Source organism: Micromonospora sp. KC207, from assembly GCF_004348615.1.
Lineage (GTDB): Bacteria > Actinomycetota > Actinomycetes > Mycobacteriales > Micromonosporaceae > Micromonospora.
Map to the genome: position 1 here is coordinate 1 of NZ_SMKJ01000086.1, position 22,174 is coordinate 22,174.

Genomic DNA, 22,174 nt, shown 5'->3' on the forward strand with positions numbered 1-22,174 from the left:
CCGGAGCAGGAGCCCGGTGCCCGTGGCGGATGGGGTGGCTAGTGGCGCCGGGTGGCCCGCACGACGACGTCGTGGAGGGAGACCTCCGCGCCGCCGTGACCGATGATCGTCCGGTGGGTCTCCTCGGCGGTGACGACCTGCCAGGCGGTCTCGTCCAGACGCGCAGTGACGGCCGCGGCGGTGGCCGACGCCTCGGCGGGCGGATGGTGTCTTGTCCCGTGGCTGTGCTGGTCGCCGCCGCTGGTCTCGTGCGTGTGGAGGTGAGCGACGATCAGCAGGGTGCCGCCGGATGCCACCCAGCCGGCGACGCGGTCGTAGAACTGCAGCTGCGGCATCGCAGGGTGGGCATAGTGGGTTGTGACCAGGTCGAACCGCGTGCCCGGGCCCTAGACGCTCGCGTCCGCCTCGATCCACCGCAGGCGCTCGGACGCGTCGCTCGCCGTCGCCCGCTGCGCGGCGCGGGCGAGTGCCTCGGCCGAGATGTCGACGGCGGTCACCTGCCACCCGCGTGAGGCGAGCCAGATCGCCTCGGCGCCGGCACCGCACCCCGCGTCCAACGCCGTGCCCGGCGCCAGCCCGCTTGTCTCACGAGCAAGATACGGGTTCGGTGGGTTTCCGCCCATGTATCCGCGACCGTCGCCGCTTCCCCGCTGCCAGTGCTGTTCCCAGTACTCCTTGTCGAACTCGTGCGTCATCGGTCGTCCTTTCGCGTTCGTCTCACCAGGTCCAGCGATGGTGACGACCGCGAAGGCCTGCCGGCAAAGCCTGTTGCCAAATGGCAAACTGGACGGCATGGACGACACCGTGGAGCGCACGCTCGATGCCGTCGGGCCGAGGCTCAAGCAGCTACGGCAACGGCGCGAGATCACCCTGGCCGACCTGGCCGACCAGACGGGCATCTCCACCAGCACGCTCTCCCGGCTCGAGGCCGGCCTGCGGCGGCCCACGCTCGAGCAACTCCTGCCGCTCGCCCGCGCCTACGGCGTGAGCCTCGACGAGCTCGTCGACGCACCGGCCACCGGCAACCCTCGCATCAACCTGCGTCCGATCGCGTGCGGCGACGGATCAACGATCCTGCCGCTGACGCGCAGGCCCGGAGGCATCCAGGCATACAAGTTCGTCCTCCCGCGCGGAGACGACGACGCCGAGCCCGACCTGCGCACCCATGGGGGCTACGACTGGGCCTACGTCCTCAACGGCACGCTTCGGCTGGTCCTGGGCGAGCACGACCTCATCCTCAAACCCGGCGACGCCGCCGAGTTCGACACCCGCATCCCGCACTGGTTCGGTGCCACCAGCGCCGGCCCCGTCGAGTACCTCAGCCTCATCGGCAGGCAAGGCGAACGCGTGCACGTCCGCACAGCATCCAGGGGTCGGCAGCCCAAGTAGCTGGGGGCATCCGAGGAGATGCGGGGCTACCACTGATGGTGGGGCCGATATCTAGATCCGTTTTCGTGTGGTTGACACGGAAAGTTCCTCGATGGATCGTTGTATCGATACGCATCACTTTAGCCCTGGGCTGAACCAGGCTTCGAACGCCGTCCCGGAAGGATACTCATGCGCAAGTCCGCCGACCGGATCGCCGCAGGTTTCGCCGCCGTCCTGATCACCACGCTGACCGCGACGCTACCGGCGTCGCCTGCGGCCGCTGGCGAGCCGTTCCAGAGCCCCGACGCGGGCCTGGTCTTCTACTCGAGCTACCCGACCGAAGTGGTCGGCAGGCAGGCCACACCCGACGGCGTCTGCCGTCCGGTCCCGGCCGACGCGACCTGGCTGCTCGCCTGGAGCGGCGGCTTCCGTACCGTCCCTGGCTACCGGACCCCCGACTGCAGCGGCCAGGCGTCCGAGCTCAACAACCTCCACAGTTGGCCGAAGGGCTACTACCTCACGTACAAGGCCAGCTGACCTGACCGGTCAGGATCGACTCCGGATAATGCCAGGACGCGCCCGGTGGCACCTCCAGCAGCTCGTTGGAGGCGGCCTCCGGCTTCCACTCAGTGAAAGCTCCAGTTCCCGCCGTGGACACCGCACGGGATGATTCGACTCCATCGCCGTTCGTCCAAGGGGAGGCCGGTCGCATGGCGTTCGCCCGTGACCAGTGGTATGTGGCGGCCTACGGCAGTGAGGTCGGGCGGGGGCTGCTCGCCCGAACGGTGCTCGGTGAGCCGCTGGTGCTGTACCGCACCGGTGCCGGGGCGGCGGTGGCGCTCGCCGACCGGTGCGTGCACCGGCGCTACCCGCTGTCGGAGAGCCGGCTCGACGGAGACACGATCGTCTGTGGGTACCACGGCTTCACCTACGACCCGACCGGCGCGTGTGTCTTCGTACCGGGTCAGCAGCGCATCCCGCGTACCGCGCGGGTCACCTCTTACCCTGTGGTGGAGCAGGACTCCCTCATCTGGGTGTGGATCGGCGACCGGGACCGGGCCGACCCGGCCACGATTCCCCGCGCGCCGTGGCTGGCCGACCCACGGTACGCGGTGGTGCGCGGCATGGCGTCGCTGAACGCGCGGTACGGCCTGCTGGTGGACAACCTCATGGACCTGTCCCACGAGACCTATCTGCACGGTGGCTACATCGGCACGCCAGAGGTGGCGAACACCCCCATCACCACCGAGGTGGACGAGGACCGGGGCATCGTCTACGTCAGCCGGCACATGGACGACGCCGAGTGCCCACCGTTCTACGCGCGCTCGACCGGGATACAGGGCCGGATCACCCGGTGGCAGGATATCGAGTACCACCCGCCCTGCCTCTATCTCCTGCACAGCCGGATCGCACCGCGGGGCGTCCTTCCGCCCGCCGAGGGTGAGGACAGCGCAGCCTTCCACGCCGAGATCGTGTACGCCATCACCCCGTCGACCGAGCACACCACCTACGACTTCTGGGCGGTGGCGCGTGACTTCGCGACCGACGACGAGTCGGTCAGCGAGTACCTCCACCACAGCAACCACACCGTGGTCATGCAGGACGTGACGGCGCTCAACATCCTGGAGCAGGTGATCGCGGCCGAGCCGGACCGGTACCAGGAGCTGAGCATCAACATCGACACCGGTGGCCTGGCCGCCCGGCGGCTGCTGGCCCGGATGGTCGGGTCGGGGACGGTGGGAGCGGCGCGGTGAGTTCCCGAGCCGGCGTGCCCAGCGGGATGCGGGTCTACCGGATCCACTGGCTGCCGGGCACCGACACCCTGCGCGGGGTCTGCCACTGCGGCGCCGAGCGCCTCGCCGAGGAGCCGGTCGAGTTGTGGCAGTGGCTGCTCGCCCACCCGCAGGGCCACCGGGCTGCGGCCGTGCCGGCACCCGGCCCGGCGAGGCGGCCGGCGGTGCGGGCGTGACCGGGGACGAGCTGACCGGTGCGGAGCTGGTGGTGGCGGGCCGGGACCAGGTGGCGGCGGAGGCCGTCGCGATCAGCCTGTGCCGCCCGGGCGGCGGTGACCTGCCGGAGTGGACGCCGGGCGCGCACGTCGACCTGGAGTTGGGCCCTGGGCTGGTGCGCCAGTACTCCCTCTGCGGCGACCCGGCGGACCGGTCCGCCCTGCGGATCGCGGTGCAGCGCGAACCGGGTGGGCGCGGCGGCTCCCGGTTGGTACACGAGCGGCTCACCGTCGGCGTCACCGTCCGGGTGCGCGGCCCCCGCAACAACTTCCGGCTGGTCGCGGCACGGCGCTATCTTTTCGTCGCCGGCGGCATCGGCATCACCCCGATCGTGCCGATGGTGGCCGCCGCCGACGCCGAGGGCGCCGACTGGCGGCTGGTGTACGGCGGACGCAGCCGCGCCACCATGGCCTTCGCCGCAACCCTGCGGGAGAGGTACGGCGACCGGGTGAGCCTGCACCCGCAGGACGAGACCGGATTGCTCGACCTGGCCGGCTTGCTGGGCGGGCCCGGCGTCGGGCTCGTCTACTGCTGCGGCCCGGAGCCGCTGGTCAAGGCGGTGGAGGAGCACTGTCGTGGCTGGCCGCCCGGCTGCCTGCACGTCGAGCGCTTCACCCCGCCGGGCGGCACCGGCGGGCAGGAGACGGCGTTCGAGGTCGAACTCGCGCTCTCCGGGAAAACGGTGACCGTGCCGCCGGGTACGTCGATCCTGAAGGCGGTGGAGCAGGCCGGCGTGCAGGTCCTCTCGTCCTGCCGGGAGGGCACCTGCGGCACCTGCGAGACCACGGTGCTCGCCGGTGTGCCGGAGCATCGTGACGCCCTGCTCACCGAGCAGGAGCGGGCGGCTGGGGACGCCGTGATGATCTGCGTTTCCCGGGCCCGTACGCCCCGGCTCGTCCTGAAGCTGTGACCGGCCGGCGCGGGCGGGGATGATGGCGGGGCGCGGGCAACCGGGGCGGTCGGTGACGAGCAGGGTGCTGGCGCTGCTCGACGCGTTCAGTCCGGCCAGCCCGGCGTTGACCCTGAGCGAGCTGGCCCGGCGCGCTGGGCTGCCGTTGCCCACCGTGCACCGGCGGGCCGCGGAATTGGTCGCGTGGGGTGCGTTGGAGCGCGGCGACGACGGGCGGTACCGGATCGGCCTGCGGCTGTGGGAGGTGGGCTCGCTCGCTCCGAGGGGTCTGGGGCTACGGGAGATGGCCCTTCCGGTCATGGAGGACCTGTACGAGGTGACTCACGAGAACGTCCAGCTCGCCGTCCGGCAGGACCTCCAACTCGTCTTCATCGAACGGATCGCCGGGCGGCACGCGGTGCCGGTGCTCACCCGGGTGGGTGGCCGCTTCGCGCTGCACGCCACCGGCGTCGGGCTGGTCCTGCTCGCCCACGCGCCCGTCGAGGTGCAGGAGCAGGTGCTGGCCGCGCCGCTGGAGCGGTACACCGAACTGACCATCACCGACCCGGGGAGGCTGCGCCGCTGCCTCGCCGACGTGCGCCGGGTCGGGTACGCGGTCAGCGACCGTCAGGTCACCATGGACGCCCTCTCGGTGGCCGCGCCGATCCGCGCACCGGAGGGTGTGGTGGCGGCGATCTCGTTGGTGGTGGCCCACGGTCGGGCGGACCCGGTGGCGCTGGCCCCGCTGGTGCGGGCCGCGGGCCGGGCGCTCTCCCGGGCGCTGGGCTGATCGCGGAAGCGTTGGCCGGCCCCGGCACCGCTCACCGGGGTCCGGTGCTGGTCGTGGCAGCCACCACCGCCGCCCGGGGTCGGGCGGCACCATGACGGCGTCGGCCGGTCACGGCAGCGGTCGGGAGAGACCGGCGGCCGTCCGCAGCAGGTGGGCCAGCCGCTCGTGCTCCTCGGGCGACACGGTGGCCAGCAGGCCCAGCTCCACGGCCCGCGCGGACTCCTGGGCGCGGATGAACAGGGCCCGGCCGACGTCGGTGGCGACGAGGACGTTCGCGCGGCGGTCGGTGGGGTCGGTGCGCCGCTCGACCAGCTGACGCCGCTCCAGCCCGTCGATGAGGGCGACGACCTGGCTCGGATCGAGGCGGAGGAACTCGGCGAGCTCCCGCTGGGTGGGGCGGACGTCGTCGGCGGCCAGGGCGAGCACCGAATAGGAGCGTGCCTTCAGCCCGTGCTCGGCGAGGGCTGCGTTCGCCGCCGCGAGCGTGAGCGCGTTGGCGCGGGCCAGCAGGAAGCTCAGGTCGCCGGCGAGCACGCTGCCCCGCAGCCGGTCGTGTCCGGTCGGCCGGGTCTTCTCGGTTGGCGACATGCTGCCGATGATAGCAAGCCTTGTCAATAATTGACTTCTTCAATGGATCGTGCTCAGATCGGCATCGACGCGAAGGAGCATCCATGTCACTGGACGGCAAAGTCGCCATCGTCACCGGATCAGGGCGGGGCCTCGGTCTCGCCTACGCACGGGAGCTGGCGCGGCGGGGCGCGTCCGTCGTGGTCAACGACGTCGATGCCGAGGCCACGGCCGACGCCGTCGCGGCGATCGAGGCGTCCGGCGGCCGGGCCGTCGCGGTGGTCGCACCGGTCGGCCCGACCGAGACCGCGAAGGAACTCGTCAGCGCGGCGGTCGAGCACTTCGGGCGGTTGGACATCCTCGTCACCAACGCCGGCGTCCTGCGCGACACCGTGCTGTGGAAGATGAGCGACGACGACTTCGACACCGTCATCGACGTGCACCTGCGCGGGACGTTCACCACCGCCCGGGAGGCGGTGCAGCACATGCGGCACGCCGGCGAGGGCGGCCGGATCATCTGCATCGGGTCACCCACCGGGCAGCGGGGCAACTTCGGCCAGACCAACTACGCGGCCGCCAAGGCGGGCATCGTGGGCATGGTGCGTACCTGGGCGCTCGAGCTCAGGCGGGCCGCCATCACCGCCAACACCGTCGTTCCGGTCGCCGCGACCGCGATGACCGCCACCGTCCCCTACTTCGCCGCAGCGGTGCGGGCCGAAGCGAACGGCGAGCCGATGCCGGCGTTCTTCCGGCACGATCTCGGGTTCGGCACGGCCGACGACGTGGCCGGGCTCGTCGCGTTCCTCGGCTCCGACGCGGCGGCCTCGGTGACCGGTCAGGTGATCGGAGTGGGCGGTGACCGCCTCCAGATCTGGACCCACCCGGAGGCTGCGCTGACCGTTCACCGCGAGGGCGGCTGGACCTACGACGCGCTGCGGGAAGCCTGGCCGACCACCTTCGCCGGGGCCGCGCAGAGCGTCGGCGAACGCTTCCCGGAACTCCCCGAGGAGTTCCAGCCCGCTACCTCCTGACCCGCCCCGACGAAGGTTGGCCCCATGTACCAGCCCGCGATCGATCTCGACGCCATCACGGCGATCGACATGCACGTGCACATCGAGGTCGACGAGCATGGTCACACCTCACTGCCCGAGCCGCTCGTGGCGGCGGTGTCGACGTACTTCAGGACGGACGGGCCACGGCCCGCGGTCGGGGCGGTGGCGCAGTACTACCGCGAGCGCGACATGGCCGCCGTCGTCTTCACCGTGGACGCGCGTACGCAGCTGAAGCACCGGCCGCTGTCCAGCACCGACATCGCCCGCGCGGCGGCCGAGCACGCCGACGTGCTCATCCCCTTCGGATCGGTCGACCCGCGCACCGGCGAAGCGGCCCTCGAACTCGCCGCCCGGCTGATCGAGCAGGAGGGCGTACGCGGCTTCAAGTTCCACCCCACCGTGCAGGGATTCGATCCCAGCCACGACGAGTACGCGCCGCTGTGGGGCCTGATCGAGCGGGCCGGCGTCCCGGCGATCTTCCACACCGGGCAGACCGGCATCGGCGCGGGTACGCCGGGCGGCTACGGCCTGCGGCTCGGCCTGTCCAATCCGATGCTGCTCGACCCGGTCGCCGCCGACTTCCCCGACCTGCAGATCGTCATGGCCCACCCGTCGGTGCCCTGGCAGGACGAAGCGCTCTCGGTGGCCACGCACAAGCACAACACCTGGATCGACCTGTCCGGCTGGAGCCCGAAGTACTTCCCGGCCGAGCTGGTGCGCTACGCCAACTCGGTGCTGAAACGACGGGTGCTCTTCGGCACCGACTACCCACTGCTCACCCCCGATCGCTGGCTGCGCGACGTGGCGGCCACCGATCTCAAGCCGGACGTGCTCCCGGGCATCCTGAAGGACAACGCGGCCCGGCTGCTGGGCTTCGCCCGGTGACGACGAGAGGAAGCGCCATGACGACGACCATCACCTACGAGCGGCTCGCCGACCTCGCCGGCACCGATCTGGGGTACACCGGCTACCGGACGGTCAGCCAGGACCAGGTGAACCTGTTCGCGGACGCCACCGACGACCACCAGTGGATCCACGTCGATCCCGAGCGGGCGAGGAGCGGTCCGTTCGGCGCGCCGATCGCACACGGCTTTCTCACCCTCTCGCTGGCCGTTCCCTTCTGGACCGAGCTGCTGGAGGTCAAGGGGGTGTCCACGAAGGTGAACTACGGCCTCGACAAGGTGCGCTTCCCCGCGCCGGTCGTGGTCGGGTCGCGGGTGCGCATGCGGGCCACCGTCGTCGATGTCGTCGAGGTCCACGGCGGCTACCAACTCGTCGTCGACCAGACGATCGAGGTCGAGGGCGGTACCAAGCCGGCGGTCGTCGCGCGCGGGCTGTACCGCTTCTACGCCTGAGGCCGGGGGAGCCCGCCGAGCCGGACGAGCACGCCGCCGCCTCCACCACCAGGAGACTGATGATGCATCAGCACGGAATCGGCGCCTGGGTGGCCAAGCGCCGGCTGAAGTCCCCGGACAAGGTCGCCCTCATCCACGGCGAGGGGTCGACCATGACGTACGGACAGTTCGCCGACGCCGCCGACCGGATCTCGGCGATGCTGCGCCAGCGGGGCGTCGGCAAGGGTGACGCCGTCGCCTACCTGGGTGAGAACAGTCCGGAGTTCCTCCAGGTGATGTTCGGGGCGGCTCAGGTCGGGGCCGTCTTCGTGCCGGTCAACACCCGGCTCGCGCCACCCGAGATCGCCTACGTCCTCGCGGACTGCGGCGCGCGCGTGCTGATCCACGACCCGGACTTCGCGGCGCCGGTGGCCTCCGCCCTGCCGGCCGCCCGGACCCCGCACGTCATCGTCACCGGCGAGGGCACCACGGACCGGCCGGGCCTCGCCCACCTGGCGCGGGCCGCCGACGCCGGGTTCACCGGCCATGCCGACACCGTCCACCGGGATCCGGCGGCGATCGTCTACACCTCGGGCACGACCGGCCGGGCCAAGGGCGCTGTGCTGACCCACGGAAACCTCACCTGGGTCGCGCTCAACTGCGTGGTCGACTACGACGTCGTCTCGACCGATGTGGCGCTCATGATCTCGCCGCTGTTCCACGTCGCCTCGCTCGGGATGGGTGCCCTGCCCGTCATCCTCAAGGGTGCCACCATGGTCATCGAGAAGGGCTTCGAGCCGGGCCGCGCGCTCGCGCAGATCGAGCGGCACGGGGTCACCATGCTCAGCGGCGTGCCGACCACCTACCAGTTGATGGCCGACCATCCCGCCTGGGCCTCGACCGACCTGTCGACGCTGGCGAAGCTCACCTGCGGCGGTTCGGCCGTGCCGGCCCGCATCCTCAACGCGTACGAGACGCGGGGCCTGTCGTTCTCGCAGGGGTACGGCATGACCGAGGCTTCTCCGGGCGCGACCGCGCTGCCGTCGGCGATGACCCGCGCCAAGCAGGGCAGCGTCGGTCTGCCGCACTTCTTCACCGACGTGCGGGTCACCGACGCGACCGGGCAACCGGCGTCCACCGGCGACGTCGGTGAGATCGAGGTGGCCGGGCCCAACGTCTTCTCCGGCTACCACGGGCTTGCGGAGGCGACCGCCGAGGCGTTCACGGACGACGGGTGGTTCCGCTCCGGCGACCTGGGCTACCTGGACGCCGACGGGTACCTCTACATCTCCGGCCGGCTCAAGGACATGATCATCTCGGGGGGCGAGAACATCTACCCGGCCGAGGTCGAGCAGTTGCTCAGTGAGATCGACGGGGTGACCTCGGCGGCGGTCATCGGCGTACCGGACGAGCGCTGGGGGGAGGTGCCGTGGGCGTTCGTCACCGTACGGGAGGGGGCGTCCGTGGACACCGACGCCGTGCGGGCGTACCTCGACGGCAGGATCGCGCGCTACAAGCTGCCGAAGAATGTCGTCATCGTGGACGAACTGCCACGGACCGCGTCGGGGAAGGTGCGGAAGGCCGACCTGAGGGCCCGCTTCGGCGCCTGACCGCGGGCCGGGCCGCGACGAGTTCGGCGAACTCCGCCGTGGACGGCTCGGCCAGCTTCTTGTGCATCCGGCGGTAGGTGTCCGCCGACCGGGTGGCCGGCCACTGCGCGTCCATGAACTCGGCCGGCAGCCTCGGGTCGGCCCGCAGCAGCGCGAGCCAGTCCGCCACCAGCATCGTCCGCACGGTCAGGGCGCTCGGCGCCATCGTCGTCGCGGCCGGGTCGCTCCACACGTCGATGAACGCGAGGTGCGCGCTCCGGATCGCCTCGATGTCCCACGCGGCGCGGACGCTCTCGCCGATCGGGAACCCGGCGAGTTCGCGGGCGTGGAAGGCGACCATGGCGTTGGGCGGGAGGTCCTGCCGCAGCGGCTCCAACGACCCGGCGAGGTCGACCTCGCCGGGCGCCAGCCACAGCCCGTCCCGGAGTGGCGCGAAGCCCTCCCAGGTGAGGGTCGAGCGCAGCCGGTGCCGCAGCATCCGCTGACCCTCCGGGATCGAGAAGGTGACCAGGGTCCACCCGCTGCCCTGCGGGTCGAACGGCCGCGGCCCCCGAACGCGGTAGGTCGCTTCGCGTAGCACCGCGATCCCGTGTTCGGTCAGCGAGAACAGCGTCTCCCGACCGCTCCTGCTGCGCGCGAGGATGCCGCTGTGCACGAGACGATCGAGGGTCGCACGCGTCGCCGGCGCGGCGACTTGCGCCCCCTCCAGCACATGGATCAGGGCGCTCGCCCGGATCGGCCCCGTGACGTCGTCGACAACATGCTCGCCGAAGAAGGCGAGCAACAGCTGCTTCGGCTGGCGTCTACCCACAGCCCCTTCCTTTCGCGGAATCCGTTGTCCTGGCGCCGATCACGGCGCGGACCGAGGGGCGACAGCCTGCCCGCGCTTGGCTCGCTGGATCTCGCCGTAGACGTGCGTCCGTAGTTGCGTGAAGCGGGGCAGGGCGCGGGTGGTGATCTGATCGCGCTCCGGCGGCAGGTCGATCGCGAGGTCCTCCTGGACCCAGGTCGGCGATGCGGACAATACTAGAACCCGCTGGCCCAGATACACCGACTCGTCGATGTCATGGGTGACGAAGAGGATCGATATCCTGCGGCTGGTGTGCAGCTCGCGGACCAGGTCCTCCAGGTCCGCCCGGGTCTGCGCGTCCACCGCGGCGAACGGTTCGTCCATGATCAGGACCTCGGGCTGGTAGGCGATGGCCCGCGCGATCGCCACGCGCTGCTGCATCCCCCCGGAGAGCTGCCACGGGTGGCTGCGCGCGGCGTGCGCCAGGCCCACCGCCTCGAGAGCGTCGGCGACCAGCCGGTCGCGGTCCGCGCGGGAGAGCTTCTTGTGCCGCAGCGGAAGCTCGACGTTGCCGCGCACCGTCAGCCACGGATAGAGGCTGCGACCGTACTCCTGGAACACGACGGCCATGGCGGGACTCGGTCCGGTCACCGGAGCGCCGTCCATCTCGACCACGCCGCTGGTGGGCCGCAGCAGACCGGCGAGGCACTTCAGGAGGGTGGTCTTGCCGCACCCCGACGGCCCGACGATGCAGACGAGTTCGCCGGCGTCCATCGTGAAGGTGACGTCCCCGATCGCCTCGACGCTGCCCGTCGTGGACTCGTAGACCTTGCGCAGGTGCTCCACCCGCAGCAGGGTGCTCCGGTCAGGCACGGTTGACCTCCTTGATTCCGTGGTACCAGCGCAGGACGCGTCGCTCGACGAGACCGAAGGCTACGGCGAGGAAGACGCCGACGAGACCGAGCAGGAGGATGCCGCTCCACATCTCGGCGATGAGGTAGTTGCGCTGGAAGTAGGCGATCCGATAGCCGAGCCCGGCCGACGAGGCGAACATCTCGGAGATGACCATCAGGATGAGCGCGACCGAGAGGGCCTGCCGGACTCCGGCCATGATCCGTGGGCTGGCGGCGGGGAGCACGAGGAACCAGAGTCGCTCCCACCAGGAGACCCGGAACGAACGGGCGGTCTCCGTCATGACGCTGTCGGTCGCCCGCACGCCCTCGATCGTGTTCAGCAGGATCGGCCAGACCGCGCCGGAGACGATCACGACCACCTTCATGGTGTCCGTGATGCCGAGCAGGAGCATGACCACCGGGATCAGCACCGGCGGCGGGACCGCCCGGAGGAACTCCAGCAGCGGCTCGAGAAGTTCGCGCAGCCAGTGGGCCAGGCCGATGACGGTGCCGGCGGCGATGCCGAGCACGATCGACGCGGCGACACCGAGACCCAGCCGGTAGAGGCTCGGCAGTACGTCCTCGACGAACGCGGGACCGACCCAGGTGTCCACGAAGGCTTCGGAGATCGTCAACGGGTCGGGGAAGAACCCGCTCGTCTCGTCCGTGCCCACCAGGCCCCAGACCACCAGGAGCAGCATCGGCAGCCCCAGCGCGTAGCGGAAGCTCGCCGCGATGCGGGATCCGACACCCCGCCGGCGCGGCGTGCTCGCGGTGCGGCCGGTGTCCGCGGTCACCGGACATCCTCTCCTCGTACGGACTGGTGCCACGACAGCACCCGACGCTCGATGAACCGGAAGACGAGGTTGACCGCCAGCCCGAGCAGGCCGGTGACCACGACGAGGGCGTACAGGCCGGCGGCGTCTCCGGCGGATCGGGACAGCTCGATCATGCGTCCGAGGCCGGGGTTGCCGATCACCATCTCCGCGGTGACGGCGAGGATGAGCGCGACCGCCGCCGCGAGCCGCAGGCCCGTCATGAGGTACGGCAGGGTGGTCGGCAGGACGAGATGCGTCAACTGCTCGCGGCGACGCAGACCGAAACTGCGAGCGGTGTCGCGAGCGACCGCGTCGACATCGGCGACGCCGTAGATCACCTGCACGAACACCTGCCAGAACGACGCGTAGACGATGATGACGAGGGCGGCCTGCATCTGGATGCCGAACATCAGCACGGCGAGCGGGATGAGGGCGACCGACGGGATCGGTCGCAGGAACTCGACAATCGTGTGGGTCGCGCGCCGCAGGAACGGCACCAGGCCGACGACCGTGCCGAGGACGACGGCGGCGCACGTCGCCATCGTCAGGCCGATCGCCCAGGACGTCATGGTGCTGCCCAGCCGCCGCCAGAACGCGAGGTCGACGAGTTGTTCGAACAGCCGCGCCAGCACGTCCGTCACGTACGGCAGGTACTGCGGGTTGATCAGGCCCAGTGTCGGGATCAACTGCCAGACGACGAGGAATCCGGCCAGGCCGACGACGCCCAGCAACGTCTTGCGCAACGGCCGTAGACGTCGGGTAGCAAGGACGCTCATGTCACCTCCGTACTCGCGCGGGCGCGAGGCCCTCTCCGGTCCGGGGGCCGGGGAGGGCGGGATCGCGGCGGCTACTGCTGGTGGATGAGACGGTCGAAGTTGGGCTGCTGGTCGAGCACCTTGTACTTCTGCGCGAGTTCGGCGAGCGTCTGTAGGCTCGGCCGGTCGACCTGCCAACCGAACGCCGGGAGCTTCACCGACTCCGCCACCGGCGCGGGCAGCTGGAGATTGTCCTTGATCGCCTGCCGGACGGCTGTTTCGTTGGCGGGGTTCTTGGCCCACTCCAGCGTCTTCTTCATCGCTGCCGAGAAGTCCGCCACCAACGTGGCGTCCTTTTCCGTGCGTTCCCTGGTGGTGATCGTGGTGAGGGTGGTCAGGCCGGGCACGACCGCCTGGTAGGGCGCGACGACGAAGGTGTCGCCACGGCTCTTCAGTTGCGTGACGAAGGGCTCCGGCACCCAGGCGGCGTCGATGTTGCCCGCCTCGAGTTGGGCCGGGGCGTCCGGGAAGGCGACCTCGACGAACTTGATCGTGGACGGGTCGCCGCCGTCCTTCTCGACCGTTGCCATGATCGTCACGTCGCCGGCGGCGCCCAGGCTGTTGACCGAGACCCGCTTGCCCGCGAGGTCGGCCGGCCGCTTGATGCCGGACTTCGCCGAGGCCACCACGGCGTTGATGTCGTCGCCGTCGGCGTACGAGGAGGCGTAGTTGCCGATGATGACGACGCCGAGGTTGCGCAGGTCGGCCCGGATGGGGCCGAAGGGCTGGCCGATCGCGAAGTCGATGTCGCCGTTCAGCAGGGCGGGAATGGCCTGCGCGCCACCCTGGGCGGGCAACACCTCGACCTGGAGCCCGCGCTCGGCGAAGATGCCCGCCTTGATGCCGCCCCACAGCGCTGCGGTCTCGGTGATGGGCAGCGCCGCGACCCGGACCTTGCGCAAATCGCCCGAGGTTTTCTCGGACGGGGTGGACGCGTCGGAGTCGGTACATCCGGTGAGGGCGATCGCGGTGGCGGCGATCAGCCCGAGAACCATGACCATCTTCATTGACGAGGCCCTTCCTGAGCAGGGGTGATGGTGCGTCGGAAGCCGGCGGATGCCTCGGATCTGCAGGTGGACTACCGCTGCGTGGGGGCGCACGCCCCTGTGGTGGTCATGGTCAGTCACCAAGGCATCGAAAGTCAATAATGTCTGACGCCCGTCATGAATAGGTTGAACGACGCTCCGCTGTCGCGGCGTCGCTCCCGCCCGCACCAGGGCAGGCGAGAACGCCGCGCGGCGTCCACATCGGTGGCCGCTTCTCGCCGAGGCGTGCCCGGGGCGGTCAGACGTCGGGCAGGCCCACGTAGTTCTCGGCCAGGCTCGTGGCGTAGGCACGGGAGGTGGCGACGTACCCCAGCGTCGCGGTCTGCAGCTTCGTCTCGTACGGGTCGTCGCGCTCCAACCGGTGCAGCATCGAGGTCATCCACCAGGAGAAGTGCTGGGCCCGCCAGACCCGGCGCAGTGCCGTGGCCGAGTAGCTCTCCAGCAGGTCGGGGGACCCCTGGCCGTACCACGCGGCGAAGGCGTCCCCGAGCAGCGCGACGTCGGCGAGGGCCAGGTTCATGCCCTTCGCGCCGGTGGGCGGAACGATGTGCACGGCGTCGCCGGCCAGGAACAGCCGCTCCCACCGCATCGGCTCGACCACGAAGCTGCGCATCGGGGTGATGGACTTCTCCAGGATCGGCCCCTCGTTGAGCGACCAGCCCGGCACCGTCTCCAGCCGCGTCCGCAGCTCCGCCCAGATCCGCTCGTCCGGCCACGTGCCGATGTCCTCGTCGGGCGCGACCTGTAGATACAGCCGGGAGATCTCGGGCGATCGCATGCTGTGGAGGGCGAAGCCCCGGTCGTGGTGGGCGTAGACGAGTTCCTCCACTGCCGGCGCGGCGGCGGCGAGGACGCCCAGCCAGGCGAAGGGGTACGTCCGCTCATAGGTGGTCAGCACCCCCTCGGGCACCGCGCCTCGGCTCACCCCGTGGAACCCGTCGCAGCCGGCCACGAAGTCGCAGTGCAGCTCCTCCTCGTGTCCGTCGCGTCGAAATCGGACGACCGGCGAGTCCGAGTCGAGACCGTCCAGGCGTACGACGTCGGCCTCGAAGAGGATGCAGCCGCCGGCCGCGACCCGGGCGGCGATCAGGTCCTTGACCACCTCCTGTTGCCCGTAGACGGTGATCGCCCGCCCCGTCAGCTCCGTCATCGGCACCCGGTGCGACTCCCCGGCGAAGCGCAGCTCGATGCCCTCGTGCCGCAGGCCCTCCCGTCGCAGCCGCTCGCCGAGGCCGGTGCGGCAGAGCAGGTCGACCGAGCCCTGTTCGAGGACTCCGGCCCGGACCCGGTGCTCGACGTGGTCGCGGCTGCGGCTCTCCAGCACCACGGACTCGATTCCGCGCAGGTGCAGCAGGTGCGACAGCATGAGTCCCGCCGGCCCGGCGCCGACGATGCCGACCTGGGTACGCATCTCCGGCATCCCTCCTCGTCTCATCCCGCCCCCGGTCGGACCGTTCGCGCGGTCTTCCACCGCCGTGCGCCGCGCCGGGAGCGTGGGGACGGCGGGGGTGTTCCCGGGGGGACCGGGCGTGTCGGGCTTCCGCTCGGAGCGGGTCTCCGGACTGTTCGCTGACCGAACGGGTGTTCTCTTCCTGAACGTTGGCACGTAGTCCGGCTCGCGTCAACGCATGGCCCGCACCTTTGTGGGCGCCGGACGCCGCGCGTCGGTCCGGACGAACCCGTCGTCGTTGACGGATGCCGCCCTCCGGTCGTACGTTCGAGATGTGTACGGCGGTCCGCATAGCGAACGGTCGCAGTGTCAGAGGTTGTCGTAGCAGGCGGGGAGGCACATGGCGAAGCTCGTCTCGCTGGCCGACGGCGTGGCGGACCTGGTCCATGACGGTGACGTGGTGGCCCTGGAAGGGTTCACTCACCTCATCCCGTTCGCCGCCGGTCACGAAATCATCCGTCAGCGACGACAGGAGCTGACCCTGGTGCGGATGACGCCCGATGTCGTCTACGACCAGCTCATCGGCGCGGGATGTGCCCGTCGCCTGGTCTTCTCCTGGGGCGGCAACCCGGGTGTGGGGTCGCTGCACCGCTTCCGGGACGCCGTGCAGCACGCCTGGCCGCGTCCGCTCGAACTGGACGAGCACAGCCACGCGGGCATGGCGAACCGCTACGTGGCCGGGGCGTCCGGGCTGCCGTTCGCCGTCCTGCGCGGCTACACCGGCACCGACCTGCCCCGGCACACCGCCAACATCCGGCCCATCACCTGCCCCTTCACCGGAGAGACCCTCACCGCCGTTCCCGCCCTGCGTCCCGACGTGACCGTGGTGCACGCGCAGCGCGCCGACCGGGCCGGTAACGTGCAGATGTGGGGTATCACCGGGGTGCAGAAGGAGGCGGTGCTCGCCGCGCACCGGTCACTGGTCACCGTCGAGGAGATCGTGGACGAGCTGGAGCCGGTACCCGGGCAGGTCGTCCTGCCCGGATGGGCGGTCAGCGCGGTGGCCGAGGTGCCCGGTGGCGCGCACCCCTCCTATGCCCAGGGCTACTCGGTCCGGGACAACGACTTCTACCGGGCCTGGGACGCGGTGAGCCGGCACCGCGACACCTTCCGTGCCTGGCTGGACCAGCACGTGCACCGGGCCGGGGCGGCGGCGTGAGCGAGCGCAGTGAGCGAACCATCAGGCACCGCGGCGTGAGCGGAACGAACGCGATGGCGGACTGGACCGCGGACGAGATGATGACCGTCGCCGCCGCGCGGCAACTGCGCGACGGCGTCGCCTGCTTCGTCGGGATCGGGTTGCCCAGCACCGCGGCGAACCTCGCCCGGGCCACCCACGCCCCGAACCTGGTGCTCATCTACGAGTCCGGCTGCCTCGGCGCGAAGCCGGACCGGCTTCCGCTGTCCATCGGGGACGGGATACTCGCCGACACGGCCGACGCGGTGGTGTCGGTGCCCGAGGTGTTCAACTACTGGCTCCAACCCGGCCGGATCGACGTGGGTTTCCTCGGCGCCGCGCAGCTCGACCGGTACGGCAACATCAACACCACGGTCGTCGGAGGCGACTACGACGCGCCGAAGGTACGGCTGCCCGGCGCCGGTGGCGCCCCGGAGATCGCCGCCTCCTGCGGCGAGGTCGTGGTGATCGTCCGACAGAATCCCCGGACGTTCACCGAACGGGTCGACTTCGTCACCTCGGTCGGGTACGGGTCGGGTCCCGGCGAGCGGGAGCGGCTCGGCCTGCGGGGCGAAGGTCCCCGACTGGTGATCACCGACCTCGGGGTCCTCGAACCCGATCCGGTCACCTGCGAACTCACGCTGACCCGCCTGCACCCCGGCGTGACGCCGGAGCAGGCACGGGCGGCCACCGCCTGGGACCTCGCCGTCGCCGAGCGGCTGACCACGGGTGAGCCGCCGACGGCCCGGGAACTCGCGGTGCTGCGGGCGCTGGAGGCGACGAAGCACGGGGGCCGCGGTGAGCCGCGACGGCCACCTGCCTGACACGGTCCGGAGCGGGCCGCACCGCCCCGGCTGCGCGCGAGGGCCCGCCGCGATCCGCAACCCGGTCGGCCGGTGGCCGGCTGTGTGCCGAAAGTCTGACGGAAGGCGACCATGACCCAGGACGTCCACCAGGCCGGCAGCGGCCTGGTGCTGCCGCGGTACCGGCGCGACGACGTCGACGCCCACCCACCCCTGCTCAGTCCCGGTTACCGGTCGACCCTGGCGCGGGCGCCGCAGCAACCGCTGACCCACCTGCCGCAGCGGCTGACCGAGGTCACCGGGCCGCTGCTGGGTGAGGGGCGGCTCGGCGACCTCGACCACGACCTGACCCGCCAACACGACGGGGAACCGCAGGGGCAGCGGATCATCGTGCACGGCCGGGTCCGTGACGGCGACGGCCGACCAATACCCCGCACGCTGGTCGAGATCTGGCAGGCCAACGCCGCCGGACGGTACCGCCACGCGAGCGACACCTGGCCCGCGCCGCTCGACCCCCACTTCGACGGGGTGGGCCGGGTGCTCACCGACGACCATGGGCGTTACCGGTTCATCACCGTGCAGCCCGGCGCCTACCCCTGGCGCAACCACGACAACGCCTGGCGGCCGGCGCACATCCACTTCTCCCTCTTCGGCCGCGCGTTCACCCAGCGGCTGGTGACGCAGATGTACTTTCCCGGTGACCCGCTCTTCGTCCAGGACCCGATCTTCCAGTCGGTCCGCGACCCGAACGCCCGGCAGCGGTTGATCGCCCGTTACGACCACGCCAATACGGTGCCGGAGTGGGCGCTGGCGTACGAGTTCGACATCGTGCTGCGGGGTCGGGAGAGCACTCCCTTCGAGGACGAGGACGACGATGAGTGAGCCGCTGGGCGTCACCCCCGCGCAGACGGTCGGGCCGTACCTGCACATCGGCCTGCGCTGGCCCGACGGCCCGTACGTCGTACCCGAGGGCACGCCGGGCGCGTTCTGGATCCGCGGCCGGATCGTCGACGGCACCGGAGCCCCGGTGGTCGACGCGATGGTGGAGAGCTGGCAGGCCGACCCGGACGGCCGGTTCGACCATCCGGACGACCCGCGCGGGGCCCGGCCACCCGCGCTCGCGGGCTTTCGCGGCTTCGGGCGCAGCGAGACCGACGGGCAGGGGTGCTACCGGCTGCTGACCGTCAAGCCGGGTACGCTGCCCGACCCGGACGGCGGCACCGAGGCCCCCCACCTGACCCTGTCGGTCTTCGGGCGAGGGCTGCTGCACCGCCTGGTCACCCGGCTCTACTTCCCCGACGAGCCGGCGGCGAACGCCGTCGACCCCGTGCTGCGCGGCGTCAACGCCGATCGTCGCGACACGCTGCTGGCGAGTCCCGCGCCGGACGGGCTCCACTTCGACATCCGCCTGCAGGGTGACCGTGAGACTGTCTTCTTCGCCGTCTGACGGCCTGCTCGGCGGCCTCTCCGGCGTGCCGGACGTCGACGCGGAACTCGGCGACCCGGCCCTGCTGCGGGCGATGCTCGACGTGGAGGCCGCGCTCGCCCAGGCCGCGGCGGACGCCGGCGTCCTGCCCGCACCGGCGGCCGCCGCGATCGTCGCGCAGTGCCACGCCGAGCGGTACGATCCGGCGGCGCTCGGCCGGGCAGCCGACGCCGCCGGCAACCCGGTCGTCCCACTCGTGCATGAGCTGACCGCCGCCGTGCCGGAGCACGCCCGGCCCTGGGTGCATGTCGGAGCGACCAGCCAGGACATCCTGGACACCGCGCTGGTCCTGGTGGCCGTGCGGGCGTCCGGGCCGCTGCTGCGTCACCTCGACGCCGCCGTCGACGCCGCCGTCCGGCTCGCCGCCGCCCACCGGAACACGGTGCTGGTCGCCCGGACCCTCGGGCAGCAGGCGGCACCCACCACGTTCGGGCTCAAGGCGGCAGGCTGGCTGATCGGCCTGGTCGAGGCCCGCCACCGGCTGCGGCAGGCGGGCGCCGTGCAGCCCGCGCAACTCGGCGGCGCGGTCGGCACCCTGGCCGCGTTCGGCCCGGCCGGCCCGGAGGTCGCCGAGCGGTTCGCGACGCACCTGGGCCTGCCCGCCAGTCCGCTGCCCTGGCACACCCGCCGGCAACCCCGGCTCGATCTGGCCGCAGCCCTCGGTGGGCTTCTCGCGGCTGCCGGCAAGGTCGCGCTCGACGTCGGGCTGCTCGCCCAGACCGAGATCGGCGAGGTCGCCGAGGGCGGCACCGGGCGGGGCGGCTCCTCGGCCATGCCGCACAAGCGCAACCCGGTGGACTCGATCCTGATCGGCGCTGCGGCGCGACGCGGTCCGGGTCTCGTCGCCACCCTGTTCGCCGCGGCCGTGCAGGAGCACGAGCGGGCCGCAGGCGCCTGGCACGCCGAGTGGGAGCCCCTGCTCGACCTGCTGCACGTGGCCGGCGGCGCCGCCGCCCGGTGCGCCCGGATGCTGGCCGGGTTGCAGGTCCGTCCGGAGCGGATGCGGGAGAACCTCGACGCGACCGGCGGCCTCGTGCTCGCCGAGGCCGTCGCCGCGCGGCTGGCGCCCGCCGTCGGTCGCGGCACCGCACACGACCTGGTCACCCGTGCCGTCGCCGAACCCTCGTTCCGCGCCGCCCTGCTCGCCGACCCCGAGATCCGCGCCCACCTGTCCGAGGCGGAGATCGACGAGGCGCTCGACCCGTACCGCTGGCTCGGCTCGGCCGGCCGGTTCGTCGACCGCGCCCTGGCTTCCGTCCGGGGAGCGGGCGGGTGACCTCCCGGTTGCACCTCGCCGTCGACGGCCCGGCCGACGCGCCGGTGCTACTGCTCGGCAGCTCCCTCGGCACCTCCTGCGCGATGTGGGAGCCCCAGGTCCCGGCGCTCGCCGAACGGTTCCGCGTCATCCGGTACGACCATTTGGGCCACGGCCGCTCGGCGGCCCCGGCCGGGCCGTACACGCTGGATCTGCTGGGCCGGGAGCTGCTGCGGACGCTGGACGCCCTCGACCTGCCGTGGGTCCACTACGCGGGGCTGTCCCTCGGCGGCATGGTCGGCATGTGGCTCGCCGCGCACGCGCCCGACCGGGTGCGGCGGCTGGCGCTGCTCTGCACGTCGGCGTCGCTCGGCCCGCCCGAGCAGTGGCGGGAGCGGGCGGCGACCGTACGGGCCGCCGGCCTGCCGGCGATCGCCGACGCGGTGGTGGCCCGCTGGTTCACCCCGGCCTTCGCCGCGACCCGGCCGGACGTGGTCGCCGGCTACCGCGCCATGCTGACCGCGACGTCCCCGGTCGGCTACGCCGCGTGCTGCGAGGCGATCGCCGCGATGGACCTCCGCGGCGACCTCGGCCGGGTCGGCGCGCCCACGCTGGTCGTCGCGGGAGCGGACGACCCGGCCACCCCGGTGGAGCACGCCCGCCAGATCGCCGGGCGGATACCCGGGGCCCGGCTGGCCGTGGTCGGTGCGGCGGCGCACCTGGCCAACGTCGAGCAACCCGAGCGGGTGTGCCGACTCCTGCGGGAACACTTCGACGAGGAACCGGGTGACGGATGAACGACCGCGAGCGGCACGACGCGGGCATGACGGTACGCCGGCAGGTGCTGGGGGAGGCGCACGTCGACCGCGCGATCGCCGGCACGGACGAGTTCACCGCCGACTTCCAGGACTTCATCACCCGCTACGCGTGGGGGGAGGTGTGGAGCCGGCCGGGCCTCGACCGGCGCACCCGTAGTTGCGTGACCCTCGCCGTGCTCGCCACCCTGCACCAAGACGAGGAGTTGGCGATGCATGTCCGAGCCGCGCTGCGCAACGGACTGAGCCCGCAGGAGGTGGCGGAGGTCCTGCTCCAGGTCGGCGTCTACGCTGGCGTACCGGCGGCGAACCGGGCGTTCAGGGTGGCCCGGGAGGCCCTGCGGCAGGAGGCTGGGTGAGCGCGAGCGAGGAGGCGGCGAGGTCGCCGGAGTTCGTTCGGTCGCTGGAGCGCGGACTCGCGGTGATCCGGGCGTTCGACGCCGAACATCCGCAGCTCACACTCAGTGAGGTGGCCAGGAGGACCGGGCTGACCCGGGCCGCGACCCGCCGGTTCCTGCTCACCCTGGTCGAGCTGGGCTACGTGCACACCGACGGCCGGCTCTTCTCGCTGCGGGCGCGGATTCTTGAGCTCGGCTACGCGTACCTGTCGGGCCTGAGCCTGCCCGAGGTCGCGCAGCGGCACATGGAGGCGCTGGTCGCGCAGGTGCACGAGTCCTGCTCGGTGTCGGTGCTCGACGGCGGCGAGGTGGTCTACGTCGCCCGCGTTCCCACCAAACGGATCATGACGGTGGGGATCAGCGTCGGCACCCGGTTCCCCGCGTACGCCACGTCCATGGGACGGGTGCTGCTCGCCGCGCAACCAGCGGACTGGTTGGACGGCTATCTCGCCAAGGCGGAGCTGCGGCCGTTGACCCGGCGCACCGTCACCGACCCGGCGAAGCTGCGCACCATCCTGACGAAGGTCGCCGCCCAGGGGTACGCGATCGTGGACCAGGAGTTGGAGGAGGGGCTGCGTTCCCTGGCCGCGCCGATCCACGGCGAGAACGGGTCGGTGATCGCGGCGGTGAACGTCTCCGCGCACGCCACCCGAGGGTCCTTCGAGATGATCCGTCGGGATCTGCTCCCGCCGCTGCTGGCTGCCGCGAAGCGGATCGAGGAGGACATCCGGGCGGTCTGAGCCGGACACTGGCGGCGGGCACCTATTTACCAGACCGGGGAAGGGAGCGAGTGTGGCGCAGCGGAGAGC

The 22,174-nt window shown here is 71.7% G+C and carries 27 protein-coding genes; 18 read left to right on the plus strand and 9 right to left on the minus strand.

Going from position 1 to position 22,174, the window contains the following annotated elements:
• Positions 1 to 38: 38 nt before the first annotated feature.
• Together E1258_RS34770 and E1258_RS34775 are read right to left on the minus strand one after the other, a co-directional pair.
• Positions 39 to 335: a hypothetical protein gene (locus tag E1258_RS34770; RefSeq protein WP_243715426.1), complete on the minus strand. Its 297-nt coding sequence runs from the start codon at positions 333 to 335 to the stop codon at positions 39 to 41.
• Positions 336 to 386: 51 nt separating this feature from the next.
• Entirely contained in the window at positions 387 to 695 is a 309-nt protein-coding gene (locus E1258_RS34775; RefSeq protein WP_243715427.1) for a bifunctional 2-polyprenyl-6-hydroxyphenol methylase/3-demethylubiquinol 3-O-methyltransferase UbiG, read from the minus strand.
• Between the two features lie 97 nt (positions 696 to 792).
• Between E1258_RS34775 and E1258_RS13475 the strand changes: the two genes are divergently transcribed.
• From E1258_RS13475 to E1258_RS13500, 6 genes are all read left to right on the plus strand, one after another.
• Positions 793 to 1,389 carry a helix-turn-helix domain-containing protein gene (locus E1258_RS13475; RefSeq protein WP_132400323.1) on the plus strand — a complete coding sequence of 199 codons (597 nt, stop codon included), beginning with the start codon at positions 793 to 795 and terminating at the stop codon, positions 1,387 to 1,389.
• 168 nt (positions 1,390 to 1,557) lie between these two features.
• Positions 1,558 to 1,905, plus strand: a complete 348-nt coding sequence (locus E1258_RS13480; protein ID WP_132400270.1) for a hypothetical protein — start codon at positions 1,558 to 1,560, stop codon at positions 1,903 to 1,905.
• Between the two features lie 173 nt (positions 1,906 to 2,078).
• Positions 2,079 to 3,122, plus strand: coding sequence for an aromatic ring-hydroxylating dioxygenase subunit alpha (locus tag E1258_RS13485; RefSeq protein WP_132400273.1), 1,044 nt, complete (start codon positions 2,079 to 2,081; stop codon positions 3,120 to 3,122).
• On the plus strand, positions 3,119 to 3,337 hold the full coding sequence (locus E1258_RS13490) for a hypothetical protein (protein WP_207919543.1): 219 nt from the start codon (positions 3,119 to 3,121) through the stop codon (positions 3,335 to 3,337). Before E1258_RS13485 ends, E1258_RS13490 begins: the two co-directional genes overlap by 4 nt.
• Complete coding sequence (locus E1258_RS13495; RefSeq protein ID WP_371688612.1) at positions 3,334 to 4,287, plus strand: 2Fe-2S iron-sulfur cluster-binding protein; 954 nt, start codon at positions 3,334 to 3,336, stop codon at positions 4,285 to 4,287. Before E1258_RS13490 ends, E1258_RS13495 begins: the two co-directional genes overlap by 4 nt.
• 52 nt (positions 4,288 to 4,339) lie before the next feature.
• Positions 4,340 to 5,056: an IclR family transcriptional regulator gene (locus E1258_RS13500; RefSeq protein WP_243715428.1), complete on the plus strand. Its 717-nt coding sequence runs from the start codon at positions 4,340 to 4,342 to the stop codon at positions 5,054 to 5,056.
• Positions 5,057 to 5,164: 108 nt separating this feature from the next.
• On the opposite strand, the gene E1258_RS13505 is transcribed toward E1258_RS13500, so the two are convergent.
• On the minus strand, positions 5,165 to 5,644 hold the full coding sequence (locus E1258_RS13505) for a MarR family winged helix-turn-helix transcriptional regulator (protein ID WP_132400276.1): 480 nt from the start codon (positions 5,642 to 5,644) through the stop codon (positions 5,165 to 5,167).
• 83 nt (positions 5,645 to 5,727) lie between these two features.
• Here E1258_RS13505 and E1258_RS13510 point away from each other — a divergent pair, with 83 nt between their 5' ends.
• The 4 genes from E1258_RS13510 (at position 5,728) to E1258_RS13525 (ending at position 9,619) form a co-directional block, all read left to right on the plus strand.
• On the plus strand, positions 5,728 to 6,654 hold the full coding sequence (locus E1258_RS13510) for an SDR family NAD(P)-dependent oxidoreductase (RefSeq protein ID WP_132400279.1): 927 nt from the start codon (positions 5,728 to 5,730) through the stop codon (positions 6,652 to 6,654).
• Between the two features lie 24 nt (positions 6,655 to 6,678).
• On the plus strand, positions 6,679 to 7,560 hold the full coding sequence (locus E1258_RS13515) for an amidohydrolase family protein (RefSeq protein ID WP_132400282.1): 882 nt from the start codon (positions 6,679 to 6,681) through the stop codon (positions 7,558 to 7,560).
• Between the two features lie 17 nt (positions 7,561 to 7,577).
• Entirely contained in the window at positions 7,578 to 8,030 is a 453-nt protein-coding gene (locus tag E1258_RS13520) for a MaoC family dehydratase (RefSeq protein ID WP_132400285.1), read from the plus strand.
• 62 nt (positions 8,031 to 8,092) lie between these two features.
• A complete protein-coding gene (locus tag E1258_RS13525) occupies positions 8,093 to 9,619 on the plus strand; it encodes a long-chain fatty acid--CoA ligase (protein WP_132400288.1) in 1,527 nt (508 codons plus the stop codon).
• Here the strand turns inward: E1258_RS13525 and E1258_RS13530 are convergent.
• From E1258_RS13530 to E1258_RS13555, 6 genes are all read right to left on the minus strand, one after another.
• Positions 9,543 to 10,430 (minus strand): PaaX family transcriptional regulator C-terminal domain-containing protein, encoded by an 888-nt coding sequence (locus E1258_RS13530; protein WP_132400291.1) that lies wholly within the window; start codon positions 10,428 to 10,430, stop codon positions 9,543 to 9,545. The two genes, E1258_RS13525 and E1258_RS13530, sit on opposite strands and share 77 nt — an antisense overlap.
• 39 nt (positions 10,431 to 10,469) lie before the next feature.
• Positions 10,470 to 11,282, minus strand: a complete 813-nt coding sequence (locus E1258_RS13535; protein ID WP_132400294.1) for an ABC transporter ATP-binding protein — start codon at positions 11,280 to 11,282, stop codon at positions 10,470 to 10,472.
• On the minus strand, positions 11,275 to 12,099 hold the full coding sequence (locus E1258_RS13540) for an ABC transporter permease (RefSeq protein WP_243715429.1): 825 nt from the start codon (positions 12,097 to 12,099) through the stop codon (positions 11,275 to 11,277). Before E1258_RS13540 ends, E1258_RS13535 begins: the two co-directional genes overlap by 8 nt.
• On the minus strand, positions 12,096 to 12,896 hold the full coding sequence (locus E1258_RS13545; RefSeq protein WP_132400297.1) for an ABC transporter permease: 801 nt from the start codon (positions 12,894 to 12,896) through the stop codon (positions 12,096 to 12,098). The genes E1258_RS13540 and E1258_RS13545 overlap by 4 nt, the downstream gene beginning before the upstream one ends.
• Positions 12,897 to 12,967: 71 nt before the next feature.
• On the minus strand, positions 12,968 to 13,930 hold the full coding sequence (locus E1258_RS13550; RefSeq protein ID WP_243715430.1) for an ABC transporter substrate-binding protein: 963 nt from the start codon (positions 13,928 to 13,930) through the stop codon (positions 12,968 to 12,970).
• A gap of 289 nt (positions 13,931 to 14,219) precedes the next feature.
• Positions 14,220 to 15,392: a 4-hydroxybenzoate 3-monooxygenase gene (locus tag E1258_RS13555; protein ID WP_132400303.1), complete on the minus strand. Its 1,173-nt coding sequence runs from the start codon at positions 15,390 to 15,392 to the stop codon at positions 14,220 to 14,222.
• A gap of 379 nt (positions 15,393 to 15,771) precedes the next feature.
• On the opposite strand from E1258_RS13555, the gene E1258_RS13560 reads away from it, so the two are divergent.
• The 8 genes from E1258_RS13560 (at position 15,772) to E1258_RS13595 (ending at position 22,105) form a co-directional block, all read left to right on the plus strand.
• Positions 15,772 to 16,590, plus strand: a complete 819-nt coding sequence (locus E1258_RS13560) for a CoA transferase subunit A (RefSeq protein WP_132400306.1) — start codon at positions 15,772 to 15,774, stop codon at positions 16,588 to 16,590.
• Between the two features lie 53 nt (positions 16,591 to 16,643).
• Entirely contained in the window at positions 16,644 to 17,432 is a 789-nt protein-coding gene (locus E1258_RS13565) for a CoA-transferase subunit beta (RefSeq protein WP_132400338.1), read from the plus strand.
• Between the two features lie 111 nt (positions 17,433 to 17,543).
• A complete protein-coding gene (gene pcaH / locus E1258_RS13570) occupies positions 17,544 to 18,293 on the plus strand; it encodes a protocatechuate 3,4-dioxygenase subunit beta (RefSeq protein ID WP_132400308.1) in 750 nt (249 codons plus the stop codon).
• Positions 18,286 to 18,858: a protocatechuate 3,4-dioxygenase subunit alpha gene (gene pcaG, locus E1258_RS13575; RefSeq protein ID WP_132400311.1), complete on the plus strand. Its 573-nt coding sequence runs from the start codon at positions 18,286 to 18,288 to the stop codon at positions 18,856 to 18,858. The genes pcaH and pcaG overlap by 8 nt, the downstream gene beginning before the upstream one ends.
• Complete coding sequence (gene pcaB / locus E1258_RS13580; RefSeq protein ID WP_243715432.1) at positions 18,833 to 20,173, plus strand: 3-carboxy-cis,cis-muconate cycloisomerase; 1,341 nt, start codon at positions 18,833 to 18,835, stop codon at positions 20,171 to 20,173. Before pcaG ends, pcaB begins: the two co-directional genes overlap by 26 nt.
• Positions 20,170 to 20,949: a 3-oxoadipate enol-lactonase gene (pcaD, locus tag E1258_RS13585; RefSeq protein WP_165949758.1), complete on the plus strand. Its 780-nt coding sequence runs from the start codon at positions 20,170 to 20,172 to the stop codon at positions 20,947 to 20,949. Before pcaB ends, pcaD begins: the two co-directional genes overlap by 4 nt.
• The gene (gene pcaC, locus E1258_RS13590; RefSeq protein ID WP_132400317.1) at positions 20,946 to 21,326 is read left to right on the plus strand and encodes a 4-carboxymuconolactone decarboxylase; all 381 of its coding nucleotides are present in this window, start codon (positions 20,946 to 20,948) and stop codon (positions 21,324 to 21,326) included. The genes pcaD and pcaC overlap by 4 nt, the downstream gene beginning before the upstream one ends.
• Positions 21,323 to 22,105, plus strand: a complete 783-nt coding sequence (locus E1258_RS13595; RefSeq protein ID WP_132400320.1) for an IclR family transcriptional regulator — start codon at positions 21,323 to 21,325, stop codon at positions 22,103 to 22,105. Before pcaC ends, E1258_RS13595 begins: the two co-directional genes overlap by 4 nt.
• Positions 22,106 to 22,174: the final 69 nt, after the last annotated feature.